The sequence below is a fragment of the Mesorhizobium sp. FG116 genome, assembly GCF_057809835.1.
Window position 1 is genome coordinate 64,042 of the sequence record NZ_JBMDKS010000017.1, and the last position, 22,271, is coordinate 86,312.

Below are 22,271 nucleotides of genomic sequence, written 5' to 3' on the forward strand. Positions count from 1 at the left end.
TGACCGCATAACAGCCTGAAGAGAGAATGCCGAACATGCGCCTACTGGTTGTCCAGTCCAATACCTCGGAGTTCATGACCGACCTCATTGCCGAGGAGGCCCGGCGCGCCGCTTCGCCGGATACGGAAATCAAAGCCGTGACGGTTGGTTTTGGCGCGCGCGGCATCGAATGCCGAACAGAAGTTGCCATCGCTGCGCACGCAACGGTGGTGGCCTTCGCCGAAAATGCCGAGGGCATCGACGCTGGTCTGATCTCCTGCTTCTCCGACCCTGGCCTCGCGGCGGCAAGGGAACTGATGCCGTTTCCGGTCGTCGGCATCGCCGAGGCGTCGATGCTTACCGCTTGCATGCTGGGCGGGCGATTTTCGATCGTCACGCTTGGCGCTCGCATGGCCCAGCCGCTGCGCGAGCTTGCCATGCAGTACGGTCTCGGTTCGCGGCTCGCCAGCGTGCGCACCATCGAGCGCCGCGTCGTTGACGCAGGCTCGGACCCCGGCAGCCTCGCCGACGAGGTGACCGCCCTTTCCAATGCCGCTATCGAGCAGGACGGCGCGGAAGTGATCATCCTTGGCGGCGGTGCCGTTGCGGGGCTCAGCCGTCAACTTGTCGACCGCATCAATGCACCGCTGCTTGATGGGGTGACCTGTGCGGTGCGCATGGCAGAAGCCCTGCATGGCATAGGCGCTTCGAAAGCGAGGGCGGGCAGCTACAGGGCACCTGCTGCAAAGGAAATGGTTGGCGTGAGCCCCGTCCTGGCAGGGTTGTTCAGCGACAAGCGATAAAGCCGGTCCACTATTATCGATTGGACGCGCGGCCGATGAACTCGACCAGCTCGGGATCGAGACCCTTCGGCCGCTCGATCGGTTGCGCAACGAAGCTGCCGATGCTGGATTTTGGGAACGCCAGCCGGGCCAAAGTGATGGCATGCAGCACGGCGCACGAAATGCCATCGATCAGCGGAACCGGAATCTGCTCCTGAAGCTTGTGCGCGACGCCCGCCATCGTTCCGCCGGTGACGATGACGGAATCAGCGCCATGCTCCGATGCCAGCGATTTCGCAGCTGCAACCGTCAGGTTGGCAATTCGGGCGGGGTCGGCAAAATCGGCGACGGTCATGTCGATGACCTTGAGTGCCGCCATGCGATCGGTGAAGCCATGCGAAGCGACCACTTCGCGGAACACGGGTTCCGCGCGCCGGTCGAAGACGATCATCCCGAACTTGCCGCCCATCATGCAGGCTGTCAGTAGCGCGGCCTCTGTCATGCCGACAACCGGGACCGGTGAAATTTCGCGCAATGCGCCGAGCCCTGTGTCGGTCGAAACAGCGATAACGACGGCGTCGCAGCCTTTGTGATGCTTTGCCAGGGCAACCATCATCGCATGCGCTGCCAGCACGTTGTCGGCGCGGGTCAGGATCAGCCCGGCACCGAAATCGGCGGTAACCGGGACGATCTCGACATCAGGGCCCGCAATCCGCCTTGCTTCGGCCGCGCCTTTCTCGGTTGTTGCCGGAGAGGTGTTTCCGTTGATCAGAAGAATGCGCATTCCGTTTCACCCGTTCCCGTGGTCGCAAGCCCGGTTCATTTCAGACCGCGACCGCCGTCTGTGCCGAGGCCCGGTCGCTTCTCGTTGCCTCGAAGAAGTGGCAGGCAACCGAATGGCCGCCGTCGACAACGCGCAGCGCCGGCTGTTCGACGCGACAGCGCTCCTTGGCGAAGCTGCAACGCCCGGCAAAGGTGCAGCCGGTCTGCGCTGCCGTCTGTGTCTTGAGAGCCGTGGGCGCCTGTCGCGCAACCCGACGGTTTTTCACGCCGACATGAGGAACGGCATCGACCAGCGACTGCGTGTACGGGTGCAGGGGATTGTTGAACAACTGCGACGTCGGCCCCTGTTCCACGATGCGCCCGAGATAGATGACGGCGGCATCCTGGCAGGCATAATCGACGACGGCGAGGTTATGGCTGATGAAGACGAAGGTGATGCCGAATTGATCCTCGAGATCGCGCAGCAGATTCAGCACCTGGGCCTGTACCGAAACGTCCAGCGCGGATACCGGTTCGTCCGCGACGATCAGCGAAGGCCGCGTGATCAGTGCGCGCGCTATCGCTACGCGTTGGCGCTGGCCTCCGGAAAACTCGTGCGGGTACTTTTCCATGTCCGTCGGCCGCAAGCCAACCGATGTCAAAGCTTCTGCGACCTTTTCCTTGCGCTCCTGTTTGCTCTCGGTGCCGCCGACCGCAAACAGAGGCTCGGCCACGATGCGCTCGACATGATGGCGCGGATTGAGCGAGCCGAACGGATCCTGGAACACCATCTGGAAATCGGATCTCATCTCCCGCAACTCTGCCGGCGAAATCGCGGTTATGTCCTTTCCCTTGACCTTCACGGTTCCGGACGAAGGTTTGTCCAGTCCCATGATGATGCGTGCGAGCGTTGACTTGCCGCAACCGGATTCGCCGACGATGCCGAAGCTGCGCCTGGGTTCGACCGTCAGGTTGATGCCGTTCAATGCATAGACGGTGCTTGCGGGGCGAAACAGGGATTCGCGAGGCAACTGGAAACGCCGCTCCAGGTCACGGATTTCGATGATGGGCTGGGTCATTGCACAGTCTCCATGACGCGCCCGGCCTTGATGCAGGCGGCAACATGCGCGTCGTCAACCGATACGAAGGGTGGCGGAGCCTGCAGGCAGTCGGCGCAGACCAGGTCGCATCGTCCGGCAAAGATGCAGGATTTCATCTCGCTGCCGATCTCAGGCATGGTTCCGGGGATCGTCTTCAGCCTTTCGCTCCGCGACATGCCGAACCGCGGAATCGCCTCGAGAAGCCGACTGGTATAAGGGTGTGCAGGCTGGGCGAAGACCTTGTCTGCCTGGCCGCGTTCCACGACATTGCCGCCATACATGACCAGCATCTCATCCACCATCTCGCCGATCACGCCGAGGTCGTGGGAGATGATGATGAGCGCCATGCGGGTTTCGCTGACGAGTTCGCGCAAAAGGTCGAGGATCTGGCGCTGCACCGTCACGTCAAGCGCGGTGGTCGGCTCGTCGGCGACAAGCACTTTCGGTGAACAGGAGAGCGCTATGGCAATCATGACGCGCTGGCGTTGCCCGCCCGATAGCTGGTGCGGATAGACGTCGAGCCGACGTGCGGCATCCGGAATTCCGACCCTGTCGAGCAAGCGGATGGCTTCCTGCCGCGCTGCGGCACGCGTCATGCCCTTGTGCAGGATCAACGGCTCGGCAACCTGCCGTCCTATGGTCTGGACGGGGTTGAGCGATGTCATCGGCTCCTGGAAGATCATGGCGACCTTGTTGCCGCGAACCGAGCACATCTCCTGTTCGCTAAGCGCGAGCAGTTCCTGGCCGGCCAGATTGATCGAGCCGCTGGCGCGGATGGCGCCGGGCAAGAGACCCATCAGCGCCAGCGCAGTCATGGATTTTCCGGAGCCGGATTCGCCCACGACACCCAGCGAACGGCCGGCATCCAATTCGAAGCTGACATCCTTGACGATGGAAATGTCGCGCGTTGCGCCGGCAAGGGTGACGTTGAGGTTTTTGACCTGAAGCATTGTGGCTCTCCCTTGCCGTCTATCGTGCACGTGCAAGTTTCGGGTCGAGAACGTCGCGCAATCCGTCGCCGATCAGGTTCAGCCCCATCACTGACAGCGCGATGGCAAGGCCGGGGAAGATCGCCAGATGCGGCGCAAGGCCGACGAAGGTCTGGGCGTTGTTCAGCATCTTGCCCCAGCTTGGTTCGGGCGGTTGCGTGCCAAGGCCGAGGAAGGAAAGGGCGGCTTCGGCAAGAATGGCGACGGCAAACAGGATCGTGGCCTGCACGATCAAAGCCCCGCTGATATTCGGCAGCACATGTTCGATGGTGATGCGCAGCCGGCCCTTGCCGCAGGTTTGCGCGGCCATGACATATTCCCGCGCCCATGCGGCATTGGCCGCGCCGCGCGTGATGCGGGCAAAGATCGGAATATTGAAGATGCCGATCGCCAGGATCGAGTTGACCGTGCCGGGACCGAGGATCGCCGTCAGCAGCACTGCGGTGATGATGATCGGAAAGGCGATGGAAAAGTCGCTCATGCGCATGATGAGTTCTTCCACCCAGCCGCGGTAGGTGGAGGCGAGCGCGCCCAGCGCCACGCCGACGAGCAAGCCGACGCTGACGGCGAGGAAGCCGACAATGATGGAAATCTGCGACCCGCTCATCAGCATGGAAAGCACGTCGCGCCCTAAATGGTCGGTGCCGAGCCAGTGCTTGGCGGATGGGCCTTTCAGTTTGTTGGCGATGTCGATGGCCGTTGGCGACCAGGGTGTCCAGAACAGGCTGAGGACGGCGACCGACAGCAACAGCAAGGTGAGCACGCCGCCGATCATGAGGCTGCGGTGCATGCGGGCGTTCTTGAGAAACGTGCTCATCGTCAGTGCCCCTGATGCTTGAGACGCGGGTCGATGACCGCATAGAGAAGGTCGACCACCAGATTTATGAAGACCACCAGCGCCACCAGCAGCATGATGAGGTTTTTCACCACCATCAGGTCGAGCTGGGTGAGAGACTGGAAAACGAGACGGCCAAGGCCGGGAATGTTGAACACCTGCTCGATGACGATGGTGCCGACGAGCAGGCTGGAGAGTTCCAGTCCGCAGATCGTGATGATCGGGATCATCGCGTTGCGCAGCACGTGCTTGACCAGCGTCGATTTGCGGCTGAGACCCTTGGCGCGCGCCGTCCTGACGAAGTCTTCACGCAGCACATCGAGTACGGCAGAGCGCGAGATGCGGGCGAAGATGGCTGCCTCGACGATTGCCAGCGAGAATGCCGGCAGGATCAGCGCCTTGATTGCCGGCCAGAAGCCGGCGTCCCAGCCGGGGAAGCCGCCTGCCGGGAACCAGCCAAGATAGATCGAAAAGACGAGCACCAGCAGGATGGCGAACCAGAAATTCGGTATGGCGATGCCAAGCTGGCCGAAGATCATCACGCCATAGTCGCGCGGGGTCTTGTGGTTGGCGGCTGCATAGAGGCCGACCGGCACGCCGATTAGCACGCTGATCAAGGCGGCAAGCAGCGCCAGCGGCAGCGTCACCCCCAATCGGGTCATGATCAGGTCGCTGACGGGCATGACATAGGTGAAGCTCTCGCCCATGTCGCCGACGACGAGTCCGCCGATCCAGGTGAAGTAGCGCTCTACCACCGGACGATCGACGCCGAGCTTCTTCTGCAGGGCCTCCAGCGCATCAGGAGGCGCATCGATGCCCAGCATGATCTGGGCCGGGTCGCCCGGAAGCAGTTCGAGCGCAGCAAAGATGACCACCGAAGCGATGGCCAGCGTTGCCAGGAAAGTCGCAATTCGGCGTAGCAGGAATGCGATCATCTCCGTTACCTCTCAGGTGCCCGTGGACCGGCGCGCAGCGGGGAGCGGGCGCAAGTCGTTATAGCGGTACGGTTCGGCAGCCGCGTTGCACTCGTAGCGGCTGTAGAAACCCTTGACGTGGTCGAACACCTGGCGTGCCACGTCCTTGAATTCGAGCTCGCCGGCGGTGAGGGGCTGGCGCGCATTTTGCGCCAATTCCTTGAGGATTTCCGTCCGGTCGAGCCGGGTGGATTGCCCATTTCGCCAGATCGCTTCGCCCGCGACCACGACCGTATCGACGGAGCGCGTCGTCGCGCGCTTCAGGATCGCATCGACCAGCGGCACCTCGTCATCAAGGTATGGATAGGCGATGCTGTCCCAGTCGAGCAGCACGCAGTCTGCCGCCTTGCCGGGCTCAAGCGTGCCGATCCGGTCACCGAAAGGCGTGGTTGCCGCACCGTGTTCGGTCGCCATGCGCAGGACTTCGCCCGAGGTTGGCGGCACATCGTCCATGCCGGGCGTGCGGTGGATGTTCAACACCATGCGCATTTCCTGCAGCATGTCGCGGTCGTCGTTGATGCCGGCTTCGTCGATGCCGACGCAAACCGGAATACCGTGCCGGGCGAAGTGATTGACGGGGGCGATGCCACTACGGATTCGCAGGTTCGAACTGACATTGTTGCAGATCCGGCAGCCTGTGCCGGCAACGCGCTCGATGTCGGATTCGCTGAGCCACACGGCGTGCCCGAGCGTAAGGCGTGGCCCGAGCAGCCCGAGCGCCTCGATATGCTCGACGGCAGATCTGCCCGAGCGCTTAAACGCATATTCGCGTTGATACCTCGTCTCCAGCAGATGCAGGTGCATCGGAACGTCGTAGGCTTCGGAGACCTCGTTGGTCCTCGCCAGCGCTTCGTCACTCATCCAATGCAGGTTGGCCGGCGAAAGCTGGATCTTCAGCCTGTCGTTGGATGCGTACTTCTCGTGGAGCGCCTTGAAGAGCGTAAAGTTGTCTTCCAGCGAAATCGCGTTGCCTGCCGTGAATTGCACCAGCTTCTCGCCCAACGGCTTTGGCAGGCTGGCGGCGAAAAGGGCATCGTCCTGATGGAGAAGCCGGTTCTGATCCATGATGACATACGAATAGGAAGCGCGCATGCCGATGTCGCGATAGGCGCGCAGCACCTCGTTGGCCACATTGTAAATGTTCTCGACCGGGCCGGGAACGCCGTACTGGATGTGCTGGACGGTGGTGATGCCTGAACCGATCATCTCGAAGGCCGAATAAAGCGTGTCGAGATAGGGATCGATGGTGCGCTTGGCCATCAGTTTGGCGATCCACAGCTCGAGCGCGACATCGGGCGCTCCGTGCTGGGTCGGCGTGACACCCATATGATGGTGCCCGTTCACGAACCCCGGCACGATGATGTGCCGGTCGGAGCCGACAGTTTCGTCAGGCCGGTGACGGGCCAGCAGGTCGGCCTTGTTGCCGATTTCGACGATCTTGCCGTCGCGCTGGAAAATGGCGCCGTCCGCCACAACAACCGGCTCGTCGCGCCCTTCGACGCGACAGACGACGTATTTCCCAAAAATCAGGCTCGATGTCATAAGCTGCGGCACTCCATGCACGGTCTGAAAAACAGGCGACCGCAGGATACGCTTTCCTGCGGTCGCCGCCGATGATCTTAGTCTGCCCAGTACACTTCAGTCATGTCAGCCTTGAAGGTTGGCATGCTCTTCCACAGGCCCGTAAGGCCCTTGCGTGCGATGGAAATGTTGCGCGCCTGGTAGAGGAAGAGGGCAGGGACATCCTTGGCCAGGAAGTCTTGCATCTTGTGGAAGGCGGCCGTCTGCTGCTCTTCGGTAGGCGCCGCCTTGATCTCCTGCCAGATCGCCTGGAATTCCGGGCTGTCGTAGCCGAAGAAGAAGTTGGGGTTTGCGTAGACATCGAAGTCCATGGGCGACACATGGTCGACGATGGAGATGTCATAGCTGTGGTTCTGGAACACTTGCTCCAGCCATTGCGGCCACTGGACCTTCTCGATCTTCAGCGTGACACCGACCTGCTCGAAATAGGCGGCTACGATCTCGGCGCTGCGCACGAACGGCCCCTGCGGCGGAACCTTGATCGTGGTCTCGAACCCTTCCGGGTAGCCTGCTTCGGCAAGCAAGGCTTTCGCAGCTTCAGGATCGTAGGCGTTCACCGCTGTCATATCGACATAGGCCGGGTGATTGGTAGAAAAATGCGCGCCAATGGGCTTGCCGTAGCCATATTCGGCACCGTCAACCACTGCCTGGCGGTCGATTGCCTTGGCCAGTGCGCGCCGAACCAGCACGTTGTCGAATGGCTTGCGGCGGCTGTTCAACCCCATGATGACCTCGAATTCCGAAGCGCCATCCATCACGACGAGATCGGGATTGGACTTGAACTGCTCGAGGCTTTCGGGCGAGGAAAACAGCGGGAAGAAATCGACGTCGCCAGCCTGCACCGCGGCCACCTGCGCCGACGGATCCTCCACCAGCTTGAACACGACCGTGTTGAGCTTCACCCGCTCAGGTTCGCGGTAAAGATCGTTGCGCGTCAAGGTGACAGCGGCACCCCGATCCCAGGTCTTGAGCTTGAACGGACCGGTGCCGACCGGATTGGCGGCATTGTCCGCTGCTGTTTCCTGCGCGACGATGGCCGATACACCCCAGGCGAGCTTCTGCAAGAGCAGCGAATTCGGCTCAGACAGATGCAGCACCACCGTGTTGGCGTCCGGCGTCTCGATCTTTTCCATCAAGGCGAAGTAAGCCTTTTCCGGATTGGTGCTTTCAGCGCCGCCATTGCGCTCGAAGGTCCATTTGACGTCGGCGGCGTCGAAGTCGCTGCCGTCGGAGAACTTTGCGCCCTCGACCAGCTTGAAGGTGTAGGTCTTGCCGTCGGGCGAGATTTCCCAGCTCTTCGCAAGGCCCGGCGACAGCGATCCGTCCTCGTTGAAGCGCGTCAGTCCCTCGAAAACGTTGCCGAGCGTAACGAGGCTGATGATGGTGCCCTGGCGGATTGTCGGGTCGAGACCCGGAATGTCTTCGCGCACGCCGATGGTGACGCTGTCACGGGCTTCGGCCAGCACCGGTGTTGGCGCGGCCAGCATGGTTGCGGTCAGGAGCGCGCCGGCTGCCGAAAGAAGCAGTCTGCGCGAGACAAGCGGGATCGCCCCGAACTTCGAGTTCATGAGAATTCCTCCATTGTGCGAGCCCCCTCCGGGCGCGCGAGCTTCCGACTGCTCGGGAGGTGCATTCTTGAGTTATTTGAACTTATTGCACCTCTACAACTGCATCGTATTTGCAGTTATCTTAGTGTCAACGAATACATTGACACCAAAGCAATTTCGTACGGGTGCCGAGCTTGGCCGACGCTTTAGAGGCAAGGCGGACGTGGATGCCGGGAACCGGAATATCCAGACTTTCCAATCACATATAGCCGATGGACTGCAGGTCCATATGTGGCCGGGGCCGTGATCCCAGAAGCCCGACCAGCCTGTCCAGCCCCACCGCGATGTCGGGCAACGAGTGCGCAGCGCCGAGGCAGAGCCTGACCGCGTGTGGCGCGTGGTCCCGCTTCACGGAGAACGCATCCGCCGTGATCACCCGCACGCCTTCGCGCAAAGCCGACGCGGAGAATGAATCCATGCGCCATGGTTCAGGCAGTTGCAGCCATAGATGGTAGCAGGGGATGGAGGATCGATGGAAATGCGGGCCGAGGATTTGGGACGCCAGATCCTGGCGCTCGCGCGCCTGCTGGCGATGCCAGGCAATCATCTTGTCCGCATGGTCGTTGACGATCCAGCTGGTTGCGACCGCGGCCATGAAGGGAGCCGACATCCAGTTGCTCATTGTCACGATTTCCTGGATCGAGCGGCTCAATTTTGGCGGCACCGCCAGGAAACCGATGCGCAGGCCGGGCGCCATGCTCTTTGAAGCGCTGGTGAGATAGATCGTCCGTTCGGGAATGATCGCAGCGAAAGGCGGGGGCCTGTGCTCTGCCAGGAACCCGTACACATCGTCTTCAATGATGTAGAGCCCATAGTGCTCGACGATCTCCGCGATCTCGTGCATCCGCCCTTCGGTCATGGTGATCGTCGTTGGGTTTTGCAGCACGGGCATGCAGTAAAGCGCCTTCGGCCTCCTCGTTTCGCACATTTCGCGCAGGGTCGTCGGATCGATGCCCTCCTTGTCCATCGGCAGGGCGCTGAGATTGATGCCGAACTGGTGCGCGATCGCCCTCGCGCCCGGATAGGTGAGCGCTTCGGTGGCAATCGACTCGCCGTGGCCGGCAAGCGCCATCATGGCGAGCATCAATCCATGCTGGCCGCCATTGCAGATGATGACATTGTCGGGATGCGCGCGCACCCCGATGCGGCTGAGCCACTGCGCGGCGATCGCCCGGTGCGACAGCATGCCGGCGCTCGGCTGGTAGGTCAGCAGCGAATCCAGCGAACTTGAACGGGTCATTTCCTTCAGCGTCGCCCGCAGGATCTCCTCGGCCTCGCCTATTGCGGACAGGTTGAGCCCGAGGTCGATCACTTCCGGCTGCGGCTTGTCGGGAACCGTCAGCCGGGTGATGTTGTCGCGATCGTTGCCGAAATCGTTGATGAAGGTGCCGCGCCCGACCTCTCCGACGACAAGGCCGCGCTCGGCTGCTTCCGTATAGGCCCTGGCCACCGTACCGACAGTGACGTTGATCCTGTAGGCAAGGTCGCGTTGCGCCGGCAAGCGGTCGCTTGGCTTCAGCCGACCTTCAGCGATGTCCCGCTCAAGTGCCTCGCAAATCGCTAGGTATATGGGGCCGTTGCCCCTCTTGATCTCTGGAGACCACATGTTCCCCGCCACTTTGACACCGTGTCAATGAATTAATTGACATGATTAAAAGTGCAATCATAAGATTCAAATTGTCAAATGAAAAAAGGGAAATGACCCACCCGAATTAGGCAATTTCCCGGCATTTAACTCAATTCATGACTGCATTCTTGCAGGGAGGAGACCTGACTATGCTTGCATGGAATACCGGTTCAATTCGCCGCAAGCTCATGTTGAGCGTTGCCGCCGGCGTCCTGACTGTATCGGGATACGCCCAAGCAGAAGACACATTGAAACTCGGCGCGCTCGGCGTGATGAGCGGGCCGTTTGCGGGGTGGGGTGGCGTCATGTGCCAGACCTTCAAATCCCGCGCCGGCATGTGGAATGACGACGGTGGCGTCAAGATTGGCGACAAGACCTACAAGATCGATGTCGTCTGCGTCGATGACAAGGCCGACCCGAAGGGCGCCCAGACCGGCGCCGAGAAGCTGATCTCGGATGGCATCAAGTACATCCAGGGTCCGAATACCGACTCCACGGCGGAAAGCGCCAAGACCGTGATGGAGGCCAACAAGGCCATCAACATGCCTTACGCCTTCTCGAAGTCGCTCTATACGCCGCCGGCATCACAATCGATCCTCGGCATGGTTGCGTCCTACCAGGTCGGCCCGATCATCTATAAGTGGCTGATGGACAACAAGGGCATCAAGAAGATTGCCTTCCTGTGCGAGAACAACGCCGATCCGCTGAACCAGCGCAACGAGGGTTCCGCCGCTGCCAAGGGCCTTGGCCTCGATGTCGTTTCCGATCAGGAGACGTATGAGTCCGGCACGACGGACTTCTTCCCGGTGCTCACCAAGGTCATCGGCACCAGCCCGGATCACATCGTCCTGTCGGGCGTCAATCCTTCCGATGTCGGCCCGCTGATCAAGGCGGCCCGTGAGTTGGGCTTCACCGGCACGATGAGCACGGAAACCGGCCAGGACCCGAAGGCGATCTATGAAGTGGCGGGCGATGCGGCCAATGGCTTCATCGTGGCGGGCGGTGCCAGCACCGAGGAAATCCGCAGCGACTTCATGGTCAAGTTCATCGAGCGCTACACCAAGGACTGGGGTGAGTGGAACGATGTCGCCGGCCTGTTCGTCTATGGCCCGGAGATCATGGTCCAGACGCTTCAGAAGGCGGGACCTTCGGCGCTTGAAGACACCGAAGTGTTCAAGGCCGCGCTCGACGGTTTCGTCGGCACCAATCCTTTCCTCAAGGATGGCGGCGAACTGAAATATGTCGGCCGCAAGGACTATGGCCAGCCCCGGCAGGTCTCGGTTCCAATCGTTGTGCAGGCTGTCAAGGACGGGCAATATGAGCCGCTGTTCGTTGGCGCACTGAGTGACTGATCCGCATAGGCGGACGTTCCAATAAGCATACTTCGCCATTGGCCTGGGGCAGCAAAGTGCCCCGGGCGAGGAGAAAACCATGACGCAAGTTCTGCTTAACGCGCTTGTCGTTGGCACCACATATGCGCTGATCGCGCTGGGTATCACCATCATCTTCAGCATCATGAAGGTGGTGAATTTCGCCCATGGCCAGCTCTACATGATCGGCGGCTTTGTCGTTTACTACTTCAACGTCGTCTTCGGCCTGCCGTTCTGGTTCGGCCTGCTCATGTCTTTCCTGATCGTCGGCGCGCTTGGCGTCGTCATGGAACTGTTTCTGTTTCGGCCCGTCATGCTGCGCGTCAAGCGCGAGGAAGTGACGATGCTGCTTGCCATGGGCACGGCGGTGTTTCTGGAAAGCCTTGCGCTCATCGTCTTCGGCGAGAAGCAACGCGGCGTACCTCCTATCGCGACGGGCATCTTCGAGTTGTTCGGTGCACGGCTGCCGACCGGGCGCGTGGTCGTCATATTCATCGCTGCCGCTCTCATCATCGCCCTCATGGCCTTCATCGGCTACACCAAGACCGGCCGTGCGCTGAGGGCAATGGCGCAGGATCGTGAAGCAACCGCGCTTCAGGGCGTGAACCTGAAATGGCTCTCGGCCATGGGCTTCGGGCTAGGCACCGGCCTTGCGGGCCTTGCCGGCGGCCTGCTGGTCGCCATCTTCGCTGTCCACACCGGTGCTGGCACCGCCGTCTCGATCAAGGCATTCCTCATGATCATGATCGGGGGTGCCGGCGTGCTTTCGGGCGCCATTCTCGGCGGCTTTGTCCTGGGTGTCCTGGAATCGGTCGGCTACGCGCTCTTGCCCGGCTCCATGACCTTCCTCGTAATCTTCCTGATCGTCATCGGTTTCCTGATCGTGAGGCCGAACGGCATCATGGGTAAGCCCTGGGGCTGACGACCATGCAAACCCAACAAACGCTTCCGGCAGGATCGGAAAACATGGCTGGCGGAAGCTATCACTCGATTGCCAAGCCAATCGCGCTCGGTGTCCTGATCTTCGTCGGCTACTTCATCGCCGTCCCGCTCCTGAGCGGCGGCAGCGGTTATGTCCTCAACGTCGTCACCACCATGGCTGCCGTGAGCTTCATCAGCTTCGGCGTCTGGCTCACCTTCGCCATCGGGCGCATCAACCTGGCGCAGGCAGGCTTCGCACTGATCGGCGCCTATGTGACGGCCATCTCGGTCGCGCATCTCGGCCTGTCGTTCTGGCTGGCCTTGCCGCTGTCCGGCCTTATCGCAGCCATCGTCGGCGGGCTCATCGGCTGGCCGGTGCTGAGGCTCAAGGGCGTCTACTTCGCCATGATCACGCTTTGCATCACCGAAGCCTGCCGTCTGACGGCGCTGAGCTTCCCCGGCATCACGCGCGGCGCTCAGGGAATGGTCGACCTGCCCTTGCCGGGCGACCTGTCGCTCTTTGGCCTCGTCATTATTCCCGCCTTTGAAAAGGGCGCGAGGCTGCCTTTCTTCTACCTCGCCGGCACGCTGATGATGCTCGGCCTCCTGTTCATGTGGCTGCTGGACACCAGCCGTGTCGGCGCGGTCTTCCGCTCCCTGCGGCAGAACGAGGACCTGGCCTCGAGCCTTGGCATCAACGTCGCCAAATATCGCGTCGTCGCCTTCATGGTCGCCTGCTTCTATGCCGGCGTTGGCGGCGGGTTCTTCGCAGCCTTGCAGCAGAACGTCTATCCAACCACGTTCCAGGTCATCGATAGCGTTTACTTCATGGTTTACTGCTTCGTGGGTGGCTTGGAGTTCGTCATCGGGCCGCTGATCGGCGCGATTGTCATGATGACGAGTTTCGAACTCCTGCACGAATTCCAGCGCTACCAGACCGTCATTTACTCGGGCCTGATGATCCTCTGCATCCTGTTGATGCCGAACGGTATCCTGAGCGTTTTGCGGCGTCGTTCGTCAAAGCCCAAGGGAGCGAACAATGCTTGAGGTTTCCGGCCTGACCAAGGTCTTCGGCGGCCTGACGGCGGTCAACAACATCAGCTTCAACCTGGCCAAGGGTGACATTCTTTCCATCATTGGTCCTAATGGCGCCGGCAAGAGCACCTGCTTCAAGCTGATCGCTTCGTTTCTTACGCCGACTTCGGGGACTGTCCGTTTCAACGACACCGACATCACCGGCATAGGGCCGAGCAATGTCGCGCTGCAGGGAATCGTTCGTACATTCCAGGAGAATACGTTTTTCCAGGACATGAGCGTGCGCGATGCGATCCTGCTCGGCCACCAGAAGGACTGCAAGGCTTCGCTGGCGGGTATGATCTTCCGCACTCCGCGCTCGCGACAGGACAATCGCGAGGCAAGCGACTACGCCGATCGCGTCCTTGAAATGATGGACATGCAGCATCTGGCCGACACCGTTGCCGGCGCGCTGCCGCACGGCATGCTGCGGCGTCTGGGCATTGCGGTTGCATTGGCTGCCAAGCCGCAGCTTCTTTTGCTAGACGAACCATTCGCCGGCTTGAACTCGGACGAGACCAAGAAGGGTGTCGACCTGATCCGCAAGATCCGCGACGCCGGCATCACGCCGATCCTGGTCGAGCACGACATGACGGCGGTGATGTCCGTCAGCGAGCGGATACTTGTGGTCAATTTCGGCTCCAAGATCGCCGAGGGCACGCCTGCCGAAATCCAGCGCAACGAGAAGGTGATCGAAGCCTATCTCGGTGCGGAAGACGAGGAGATTGGACTGTGACCGCGCATTTTTCGATCCGCGACCTGTCGGTTCGCTATGGCATGGTCACTGCCGTCAAAGGCATCTCGCTTGAGGCGGCCAAGGGCCAGATCATTTCGCTCATCGGCGCGAATGGCGCAGGCAAGACATCCATCCTGCGTGCCGTCACCGGCCTGACCCAGCCGGCCGGCGGCGAAATCTGGTTCGACGGCGAACGGCTTGATGGCAAGGGAACCGACCAGATCGTGGCTCGCGGCCTTGCCATGGTGCCGGAAGGCAGACGCATCTTCCCGTATATGAGCGTCAAGGACAATCTGCTCATGGGCGCTTACCGGCGCAAGAGCGGCGTTGCCTCCGATCTGGACGGCATACTGACCCGCTTTCCGCGCCTGAAAGAGCGCTTCAAGCAGCAGGCCGGCAGCCTGTCCGGCGGCGAGCAGCAGATGGTGGCAATCGGCCGCGCGCTGATGTCCAAGCCTCGGCTGCTCCTGCTCGACGAACCATCTCTGGGCATTGCGCCCATCATCGTGCGCGAGATCGCGCGCTTCATCGCCAGCATCAATCGCGACGATGGTGTCGGCGTCATCCTGGTCGAACAGAATTCACGCATGGCCCTGAAGCTCTCCAGTTATTCCTACGTGCTGGAGACGGGCAAGATCGCCTTGGAAGGCGCGTCTTCCGAACTGGCCGAAAACGATGACGTCCGCCGCGCATATCTGGGAGGCTAGGGTGATGCGGATCCAGATCGTCAACCCGACCACAACGATAGCCTTTCAGGAGAAGAACCTCGCGGCGGCCCAGCGCGTCGCTTCGGCCGGAACCGAAATCCTGTCGGTATCGGTCAAGAGCGGGCCGCCTTCGATAGAAAGCCACTTCGACGAAGCGGTCAGCACCATCGGCATTCTGGAGGCCATTCGCGAAGGCGAGGCCGCCGGCGTCGATGGCTATGTCATCGCTTGCTTCGGCGATCCCGGCTATCTGGCGGCGCGGGAGATTGCGCGCGGGCCGGTCATCGGCATCGCCGAGGCCGCATTCCATGTCGCCAGCATCATCTCCACACGTTTCTCGGTGGTCACCACCTTGGCTCGCACGAAGATCATCTGCGAGCACCTGCTCCAGATCCACGGCTTCGAACATCAATGCCGCAAGGTCCGCGCCAGCGGCCTTGAAGTGCTGGAGCTTGAGGAAACCGGCATGGCCGCCTGCCGCGACATTGTCGAGGAATGCCGGCGCGCGGTCATCGAAGACGAAGTCGGCGCCATCGTGCTGGGCTGTGCCGGCATGGCCGACCTTGCCGACCACATCCAGAATGAGATCGGCGTGCCCGTTGTCGAAGGCGTCACCGCTGCCACCAAGATGATCGAGGCGATCGCAGGATTGGGGCTCGGTACCTCCAAGATTGGCGATCTCGCCTATCCATTGCCGAAGAAACTGAGCGGTTCCGTTCGCCATCTGGAAATTGGCGAAAGCGGCCCGACATCGGCCATTCGGAAAAACTGAGAAGGGACTGAAGGATGACTTATCCGCGTGACATGGTTGGTTATGGCCGGACGCCACCGCAGGCGAACTGGCCGAACGGAGCGAAGCTGGCGCTTCAGTTCATTGTCGCCTTCGAGGAAGGCTCGGAGAACTGCATCCTCCACGGCGACGCGCATTCCGAGAACTTCATCTCCGACATCATGGGCGCGCCGCAACTGTTCGGCGTGCGCAACATGAACATGGAATCGCTCTACGAATACGGCACGCGCGTCGCCTTCTGGCGCATCTTCGACGAGTTCAAGGCGCGCGGCATCAACACCACCGTGCTCGCCAACGGCCTGGCGCTGGAACACTACCCCGAAGCCGGCAAGATCATGCATTCGCTGGGCCACGAGATCGCCAGCCACGGCTGGAAATGGATCGACCACCAGTGGATGGGCGAGGACACCGAACGCGCCCACATGAAGCTCGCCATCGACACCATCAAGCGCATCACCGGCGAGCGCCCCGTCGGCTGGTACACCGGCCGTTGCAGCCCCAATACGCTCAAGCTGGTGGTGGAGGAGGGCGGCTTCCTCTACGACGCCGACACTTATGCCGACGACCTGCCATATTGGGAGAAGGTAGGCGGCAAGAACCACCTGCGCATCCCCTATACCCTCGAAGCCAACGACATGCGCTTCGTCGCCACGGCTGGCTTCAACTCGGGCGACCAGTATTTCGCCTATCTGAAGGACACTTTCGACGTGCTCTACCGCGAGAGCGACCGTACGCCGCGCATGATGTCGGCAGGATTGCACCTGCGCATCGTCGGGCGTCCCGGCCGCTGGGCGTCGTTCCTGCGCTTCCTGGACTATGTGCAGAAGCACGAGGGCGTCTGGATATGCCGCCGCGACGAGATCGCTCGCCACTGGCACAAGCACCACGCGCCTCAAGACTGAGAAGCAAGGCATCCGGGAGACGGTCGATGGCATCCTACATGGATGAACCTGATGCGGGTAAACGCATCCTTGCGCGCTGCGATGAGCTTGGCCGCATCAGCGAGCCGGGCGAGGGGGTTACTCGCCTCTATCTCACGCCGCAGCACCGCGCGGCCGCCGAAACGCTTGTTCGGTGGATGGGCGAGGCCGGCATGGATGCCCATATCGACGAAGTCGGCAATGTTGTTGGGCGCTATCATGCGCAAGGCGGTGGCGGGCCATACCTGATCACCGGTTCGCATATGGACAGCGTCATCAACGCCGGGCGCTACGATGGACCGCTCGGCGTGGTGACCTCGCTGGATTGCGTTGCGGCGCTCAACGCGCGTGGCAAGCGTCTCCCGTTCGGCATAGAGGTCGTCGCATTCGGCGATGAAGAAGGCACGCGTTTCAGGACGACGCTGGCAGGCAGCCGGGCCATTACCGGCCAATATGGCGATGACCTGCTCAATGCAAAGGACGACGCCGGCCTCACCCTTCGCGATGCGCTTTCCGCATTCGGCCTCGACCCCGCGCGCATCCCTGAAGCGGCGCGCAATCCGCGCGACGTGATCGGCTATGTCGAACTGCACATCGAACAGGGGCCGGTGCTTCAGGCAAAGAATCTGCCCGTTGGCGTGGTCACGGCCATCAGCGGCCAGACCCGCGCCATGGTCGAGATAAAGGGCGCGGCAAACCATGCCGGCACCGTGCCCATGGGCATGCGCAAAGATCCGTTGCTTGCGGCAGGTGAAATCGCGTTGGCAGTCGAACGTATCGCATCCTCCCACGACAACACCGTCGGTACGGTAGGCTTCATCAAGGCGGAGCCCGGATTGATTAACGTCATTCCAGGCTCGGTCTCCTTCTCCATCGACTTTCGCTCCCAAAAGGACGAGGTGCGCAAGGAAGCCTTTGCCGAGGTTGAGAAAGCCACACAAGAGATCGCGGCAAGGCGCGGCGTCACCGCCAAGGTGGAGGTCATCCTCGATCTGAAGTCCTGTCCCTGCGCGCCGGATTTCGTCAGCCTGTTGCAGGCCGCTGTGACAAGCACGGGCAGCGAACCAATTCTCCTGCCAAGCGGTGCGGGCCACGACGGCATGGCGATGAGCCAGCTCACCGGCATCGGCATGATTTTCGTGCGCTGCAAGGACGGCATCAGTCATTCGCCGGAAGAATCCGTGACCGCAGGCGACGTTGCCGCCGGCGCCTCGACACTCCTCCATTTCATCGAAAACTTTCAAGGGAACCGATAATGACTTCCAGCCCAGTTGCTTCGCCTTCGGTCAACGGAGCTGAAAGCCGTCTCCTCGACTTCATCGCAGCGCATCGCGACGACCAGGTTCGCATGCTGGCCGAACTGGTAAAAGTCGCGTCCGACAACCCGCCGGGCGACTGCCAGCCGCACGCCGACCGGGCCGCCGAGCTCTACGAAGCGCTTGGTTTCGAGGTCGAGCGCCACAAGGTGCCGCAGGACCTCGTCGAGAAGGTCGGCATGATCAGCGCCAGCAATCTGATCGTGCGCCACCGCTTCGGTCCCGGCCCGACGATTGCGCTGAACGCGCATGGCGACGTGGTTGCGCCCGGCGAGGGCTGGACCGTCGATCCATATGGCGCGGTCATCAAGGATGGCTGGATGTACGGTCGCGGCGTGGCCACCTCGAAGTCCGATTTCGTCAGCTATGCCTATGCCCTGCTTGCCCTGATGTCGCTTGGCGAGCAGCTCAACGGAACCATCGAAATCCACCTGACCTATGACGAGGAAGTCGGCGGCGATATCGGCCCGCTGCTTCTGTTGCAGCAGGGCCTGACCAAGCCGGACTATGTCATCTGCGCCGGCTTGTCCTACGGCGTGGTGACGGCCCACAACGGCTGCCTGCATCTCGATGTCGAGGTGCGCGGCAGGTCCGCACACGCGGCCCGCCCTGAGACCGGCGTGGACGCGCTGGAAGCCGCAACCCACATCCTGAACCGGCTCTATTCGCTGCGTGCCGGATTCGCCAGCCAGAAATCCTCGGTCAATGGCATTACCATTCCTTCCATGGTGGTGGGCCTCATTTCGGGTGGCATCAACACCAACGTCGTGCCGGACAAGATCACCATGCGTGTCGACCGCCGCATGATCCCGGAAGAAAACGGGCCTGAAGTGGCGCGCGACCTGATCGCCTTCATCGAGAAATCAGCGCGCGAGATGCCCGGCATCGACTGCAACGTGCGCCAGCTCATGCTGGCCAACCCCCTGAAGCCGATCGCAGGCGGCGAGGCGCTGGCAAGCGCGCTACAACGTCATGCCTCAGCCCTGACCGGTGAAGATATCCCGGCCCACGGCGTGCCGCTCTATACGGACGCGCGTCATTACTGCAACGCCGGCATTCCGACCGTGCTTTATGGCGCAGGCCCCCGCACCATGCTGGAGGCGAATGCCCACCGCGCCGACGAAAAGCTCAAGCTCGACGACCTCGCCCTTGCAACCAAGGTCGTCGCGCTCGCCCTGCATGATTTGCTGACTGAAAAGTAGAAAGCGGGACAACCGGTCAAAGCGGTGGGAGACAGCTTTGACCGGTACCGGCAAGCGGGTTAGCGCACGACCAATACAGGCAGCGTCGTGCTGTGAACGACTTCGGCGGTCTGGCTGCCCAAGAGCAGCCGGCCGACGCCCCTGCGGCCATGCGATGCCATCACGATCAAGTCGCTGCCGAGCTTCTTGGCGGTTTCCAGAATGCCTTCCGCAGGCGCATGGTCGGATGCGACCACATAGTCTGCCTTCACGCCGATTTTCTCCGCCAGCTTGCGTGCCTCGGCGAACACCGTCTCGGAAAACTCCTTCTGGCTAGCTTCATAGCGGATCTTGTCGTTTTCACCCGCCACCCAGCCGGTAACATCGACCATGCCTTCCATCGGGAACGGCCGCGTAACCAGAACCACCGAGACCTTGGCGTTCAATGCTTTTGCAAGAGAAAGTCCGTGCTCGACACCTTTTTTCGAAATAGTCGAGCCATCATCGGCTATTAAAATATTTCGATACATTTTCATTTTTCTCCATTTTTGCTCTGAAGACGGATTAAATTAGCACGCAGTGAAAGGCCGTTGCTTGCGCAGGCTCAATCTGGGCGTGGTTTCCTGGAGCGTTGCCGCCTGTAGCTCCGATGATCCAGCGTGGCCGATGGTGACGGCGCCAAATCCGACACCGCTCCGTTGTCCCGCATCTTCACCCGATCCTGCGCTCAAAATCCGAATGCTCGATCCTGTTGAGAATGGCGCAGGCCGTTTCCGCGCGTTGCGGCGGACGGTGGCTCAATTCCTGGCCCGCAAGATGGGCAGGGGCATTCAGCGTGTTGTCCCACACGGTAACGGTGCCATCGTCTTCTTGGATGCACCTGTATCTCAGGTCGTCATCGCTCATCCCTATGACATGGGGCAGTTGGCGAGCGGATCAAGTCGCACCGGTCCGTGGGGGGATTGCAGTGAATTCCTCGTTCTGAGCAATCCGGGTTGTAATCGCGGTTTTCCACAACTAGGGTGACGCTGCGGCAATTCCTGTTGCCGCAGAGGGTCGGCGTGTGGGGTTCCCCCGGCTATTGCACAGTGGCTTCGCCGGCCCTTTTTAATCCCGGTATTCGTGGCAGGCACTCGCTAGCGCGCAGGCGACTGCGATTGCAGCACCGTTGGCCGCCGTCGCTACCTTGCGACGAGAACCGGCAATTTTGTCGTTGCCAGCACTTCCGCCGTCTGGCTGCCCAGCATCACCCGATCAAAGCCCGTGCGTCCGTGCGATGACATGACGATGAGGGTGCAGCCTCTTGCCTCGGCCGTCTCCACCAGCGCTCTCGCCGCCAGCCGCCACGGCACGTGGATCGTTTCAATGGGAACACCCATGCTTTCCGCCTTGGTTCTCACCTGCGCCAATATGTGCTCGGCAATGTTGCGCTGGGCATTGTCATAGGCGGCGATTTCGCTTTCGCTCGGGGCCCAAAGGTCGGAGGCGAAAGCAAACTGGCCGCCAAGCGGTTCGGTAACGGACACCGCGGTCACCTTGCTGCCGTGCTTTTTCGCCAATGCGAGGCCTTGATTGACGCCAATCTGCGCTACCTCGGAGCCGTCCGTGGGAATGAGAATATGGGCGTACATCGGTACTCCTCAGCTTGTGTGCGATGCATAGTCCGCTGGAAGGCCACGCGTGCCAATGCGGCAAGAGTTAGCGGACGACCAGCACCGGGACGGTAGAACTGTGGGTGACTTCCGCCGTCTGGCTGCCAAGAAGCAGCCTGCCAAGGCCTCGCCTGCCGTGAGATGCCATGACGATAAGGTCGCAACCCTTGATCCTGGCCAGACGAAGGATGGCTTCGGCCGGAGAACTGTCAATTTCGTGCACGAGATCGACATCCATTTCATGTTCTGCGGAACGGCCCTTTATGAATTCGAACCGTTCCTTCATCAGCGCATCGATCTGTTGGTCGTAGCGGGCGACGGGATCGTCGATGCCACCCATGCGCGCTGCGCTTGCCATCTCCCGGCGCAGCGGCTCGGAAACAGTGAGAACTGTCACTTTCGCATTGAGTGGCTTGGCGAGCTTCAAGCCTTGCTCCAGGCCCCTGCGGGCAAGCTCCGAGCCGTCGGTCGCAATGAGGATGTGCTTGTACATGCCAACTTCCTTCTTCAGCGTGAGGCAACACCTAGCCTCATCCGCCGCTGCGGGCCTTGCTCGGCATCAAACAGAAACGCGTTTGCGTTTCCCGTTCACATTTCCATATGGGGGAAGCTCGTCGTCCGGGTTTTACCCCGGCTGTGTGAGGCAATTCACATACAGTTTGTCACGTTTCCCTGAAAACATGCGACGGCCTAAGCCAAACTATCGATGCGCGGGCCATCGACTATCGATTTAAAGTTGACTGTAACAAGCAACTATTCAGGAATGCGTGATGACCGATTGGCAAGCAATGAAAAATGCCCCCCGCGATGGGACTGTCATCATTGGTCAGCGCAACACGCACAGCCCGGAAGTGGCGATCCAATGGATGCAGGCCAGTCGGCGTATTGCCGTCACAATAGACGGAACGCCGTTCGTCCCGCCTGTTACCGGTGATTGGGTGGTTGCGGGAACCAGCCGGTTGTTCTCGCCCATCCGCTGGAAGGTGAAAGAACCGGACCCTTCGGAAATGCCTGATCCGGCACTTGCCCGGCGAGCGTAGGCATGATGGCTGGATTTTGACCAGCACGGTGCGCGAGAAGTCATCCGATAGTGCAGGTGGTTGTAGGTTCGCGTTCCGGTCTGCAATCAAGGTCGCCAAGGCCGATTGCAGGCCGAAGGCAATCATTTGTCATTGCAACGGCACTTTGCCGCCTCCAACGCTCCAGCAAAAACTCGATCTGGCCAGTGCGGAAAGCTTGGCGAAGGCGATGGCGCAGTGCGCCCCGGTAAGATGGGCGTGCCGTCCGAAATCCAGGATGGCGACACCTATTGATCGGGCGCCGCACAATTGCTGGGATCGACGCGGCGCAAACCCTCGCCGAACTCGG

The 22,271-nt window shown here is 61.1% G+C and carries 22 protein-coding genes; 11 read left to right on the plus strand and 11 right to left on the minus strand.

Annotation, left to right across the window (positions count from 1 at the left end):
* Positions 1–26 precede the first annotated feature (26 nt).
* Positions 27–782 carry an aspartate/glutamate racemase family protein gene (locus ACODTY_RS14565; RefSeq protein ID WP_488994966.1) on the plus strand — a complete coding sequence of 252 codons (756 nt, stop codon included), beginning with the start codon at positions 27–29 and terminating at the stop codon, positions 780–782.
* A 13-nt stretch (positions 783–795) separates the two neighbouring features.
* Here ACODTY_RS14565 and ACODTY_RS14570 read toward each other — a convergent pair whose 3' ends face one another.
* The 8 genes from ACODTY_RS14570 to ACODTY_RS14605 all read right to left on the minus strand — a co-directional run bounded on the left by ACODTY_RS14570 (position 796) and on the right by ACODTY_RS14605 (position 10,215).
* Entirely contained in the window at positions 796–1,545 is a 750-nt protein-coding gene (locus ACODTY_RS14570) for an aspartate/glutamate racemase family protein (RefSeq protein ID WP_488994967.1), read from the minus strand.
* A gap of 40 nt (positions 1,546–1,585) precedes the next feature.
* Positions 1,586–2,602: an ABC transporter ATP-binding protein gene (locus ACODTY_RS14575; protein ID WP_488994968.1), complete on the minus strand. Its 1,017-nt coding sequence runs from the start codon at positions 2,600–2,602 to the stop codon at positions 1,586–1,588.
* Positions 2,599–3,573, minus strand: coding sequence for an ABC transporter ATP-binding protein (locus ACODTY_RS14580; protein WP_488994969.1), 975 nt, complete (start codon positions 3,571–3,573; stop codon positions 2,599–2,601). The genes ACODTY_RS14575 and ACODTY_RS14580 overlap by 4 nt, the downstream gene beginning before the upstream one ends.
* 19 nt (positions 3,574–3,592) lie before the next feature.
* Positions 3,593–4,429, minus strand: coding sequence for an ABC transporter permease (locus ACODTY_RS14585; RefSeq protein WP_488994970.1), 837 nt, complete (start codon positions 4,427–4,429; stop codon positions 3,593–3,595).
* A 2-nt stretch (positions 4,430–4,431) separates the two neighbouring features.
* A complete protein-coding gene (locus ACODTY_RS14590) occupies positions 4,432–5,382 on the minus strand; it encodes an ABC transporter permease (protein ID WP_488994971.1) in 951 nt (316 codons plus the stop codon).
* A gap of 12 nt (positions 5,383–5,394) precedes the next feature.
* A complete protein-coding gene (locus ACODTY_RS14595; protein ID WP_488994972.1) occupies positions 5,395–6,963 on the minus strand; it encodes an amidohydrolase family protein in 1,569 nt (522 codons plus the stop codon).
* 77 nt (positions 6,964–7,040) lie between these two features.
* The gene (locus ACODTY_RS14600) at positions 7,041–8,570 is read right to left on the minus strand and encodes an ABC transporter substrate-binding protein (RefSeq protein WP_488994973.1); all 1,530 of its coding nucleotides are present in this window, start codon (positions 8,568–8,570) and stop codon (positions 7,041–7,043) included.
* A gap of 238 nt (positions 8,571–8,808) precedes the next feature.
* Positions 8,809–10,215, minus strand: a complete 1,407-nt coding sequence (locus tag ACODTY_RS14605) for an aminotransferase-like domain-containing protein (protein WP_488994974.1) — start codon at positions 10,213–10,215, stop codon at positions 8,809–8,811.
* A 170-nt stretch (positions 10,216–10,385) separates the two neighbouring features.
* Here ACODTY_RS14605 and ACODTY_RS14610 point away from each other — a divergent pair, with 170 nt between their 5' ends.
* The 9 genes from ACODTY_RS14610 to ACODTY_RS14650 all read left to right on the plus strand — a co-directional run bounded on the left by ACODTY_RS14610 (position 10,386) and on the right by ACODTY_RS14650 (position 19,272).
* Positions 10,386–11,588 carry an ABC transporter substrate-binding protein gene (locus ACODTY_RS14610; RefSeq protein WP_488994975.1) on the plus strand — a complete coding sequence of 401 codons (1,203 nt, stop codon included), beginning with the start codon at positions 10,386–10,388 and terminating at the stop codon, positions 11,586–11,588.
* Positions 11,589–11,667: 79 nt separating this feature from the next.
* Complete coding sequence (locus tag ACODTY_RS14615; RefSeq protein ID WP_056235731.1) at positions 11,668–12,528, plus strand: branched-chain amino acid ABC transporter permease; 861 nt, start codon at positions 11,668–11,670, stop codon at positions 12,526–12,528.
* A gap of 44 nt (positions 12,529–12,572) precedes the next feature.
* Positions 12,573–13,574 carry a branched-chain amino acid ABC transporter permease gene (locus ACODTY_RS14620; RefSeq protein ID WP_488994976.1) on the plus strand — a complete coding sequence of 334 codons (1,002 nt, stop codon included), beginning with the start codon at positions 12,573–12,575 and terminating at the stop codon, positions 13,572–13,574.
* Complete coding sequence (locus ACODTY_RS14625) at positions 13,567–14,337, plus strand: ABC transporter ATP-binding protein (RefSeq protein WP_488994977.1); 771 nt, start codon at positions 13,567–13,569, stop codon at positions 14,335–14,337. The genes ACODTY_RS14620 and ACODTY_RS14625 overlap by 8 nt, the downstream gene beginning before the upstream one ends.
* Positions 14,334–15,044, plus strand: coding sequence for an ABC transporter ATP-binding protein (locus ACODTY_RS14630; RefSeq protein WP_488994978.1), 711 nt, complete (start codon positions 14,334–14,336; stop codon positions 15,042–15,044). Before ACODTY_RS14625 ends, ACODTY_RS14630 begins: the two co-directional genes overlap by 4 nt.
* A gap of 4 nt (positions 15,045–15,048) precedes the next feature.
* A complete protein-coding gene (locus ACODTY_RS14635; RefSeq protein WP_488994979.1) occupies positions 15,049–15,816 on the plus strand; it encodes an aspartate/glutamate racemase family protein in 768 nt (255 codons plus the stop codon).
* Between the two features lie 14 nt (positions 15,817–15,830).
* Positions 15,831–16,736, plus strand: a complete 906-nt coding sequence (puuE, locus tag ACODTY_RS14640; RefSeq protein ID WP_488994980.1) for an allantoinase PuuE — start codon at positions 15,831–15,833, stop codon at positions 16,734–16,736.
* Between the two features lie 26 nt (positions 16,737–16,762).
* On the plus strand, positions 16,763–18,010 hold the full coding sequence (locus tag ACODTY_RS14645) for an allantoate amidohydrolase (protein ID WP_488994981.1): 1,248 nt from the start codon (positions 16,763–16,765) through the stop codon (positions 18,008–18,010).
* Positions 18,010–19,272, plus strand: a complete 1,263-nt coding sequence (locus tag ACODTY_RS14650; RefSeq protein WP_488994982.1) for an ArgE/DapE family deacylase — start codon at positions 18,010–18,012, stop codon at positions 19,270–19,272. The genes ACODTY_RS14645 and ACODTY_RS14650 overlap by 1 nt, the downstream gene beginning before the upstream one ends.
* Positions 19,273–19,331: 59 nt before the next feature.
* Here the strand turns inward: ACODTY_RS14650 and ACODTY_RS14655 are convergent, their stop codons facing one another.
* The 3 genes from ACODTY_RS14655 to ACODTY_RS14665 form a co-directional block, all read right to left on the minus strand.
* Complete coding sequence (locus ACODTY_RS14655) at positions 19,332–19,787, minus strand: universal stress protein (protein ID WP_488994983.1); 456 nt, start codon at positions 19,785–19,787, stop codon at positions 19,332–19,334.
* Positions 19,788–20,432: 645 nt separating this feature from the next.
* Entirely contained in the window at positions 20,433–20,882 is a 450-nt protein-coding gene (locus ACODTY_RS14660; protein ID WP_488994984.1) for a universal stress protein, read from the minus strand.
* 67 nt (positions 20,883–20,949) lie between these two features.
* Positions 20,950–21,396, minus strand: a complete 447-nt coding sequence (locus tag ACODTY_RS14665) for a universal stress protein (protein WP_488994985.1) — start codon at positions 21,394–21,396, stop codon at positions 20,950–20,952.
* Positions 21,397–21,673: 277 nt separating this feature from the next.
* On the opposite strand from ACODTY_RS14665, the gene ACODTY_RS14670 reads away from it, so the two are divergent.
* Entirely contained in the window at positions 21,674–21,943 is a 270-nt protein-coding gene (locus ACODTY_RS14670; protein WP_488994986.1) for a hypothetical protein, read from the plus strand.
* The last annotated feature ends 328 nt before the right edge of the window (positions 21,944–22,271 follow it).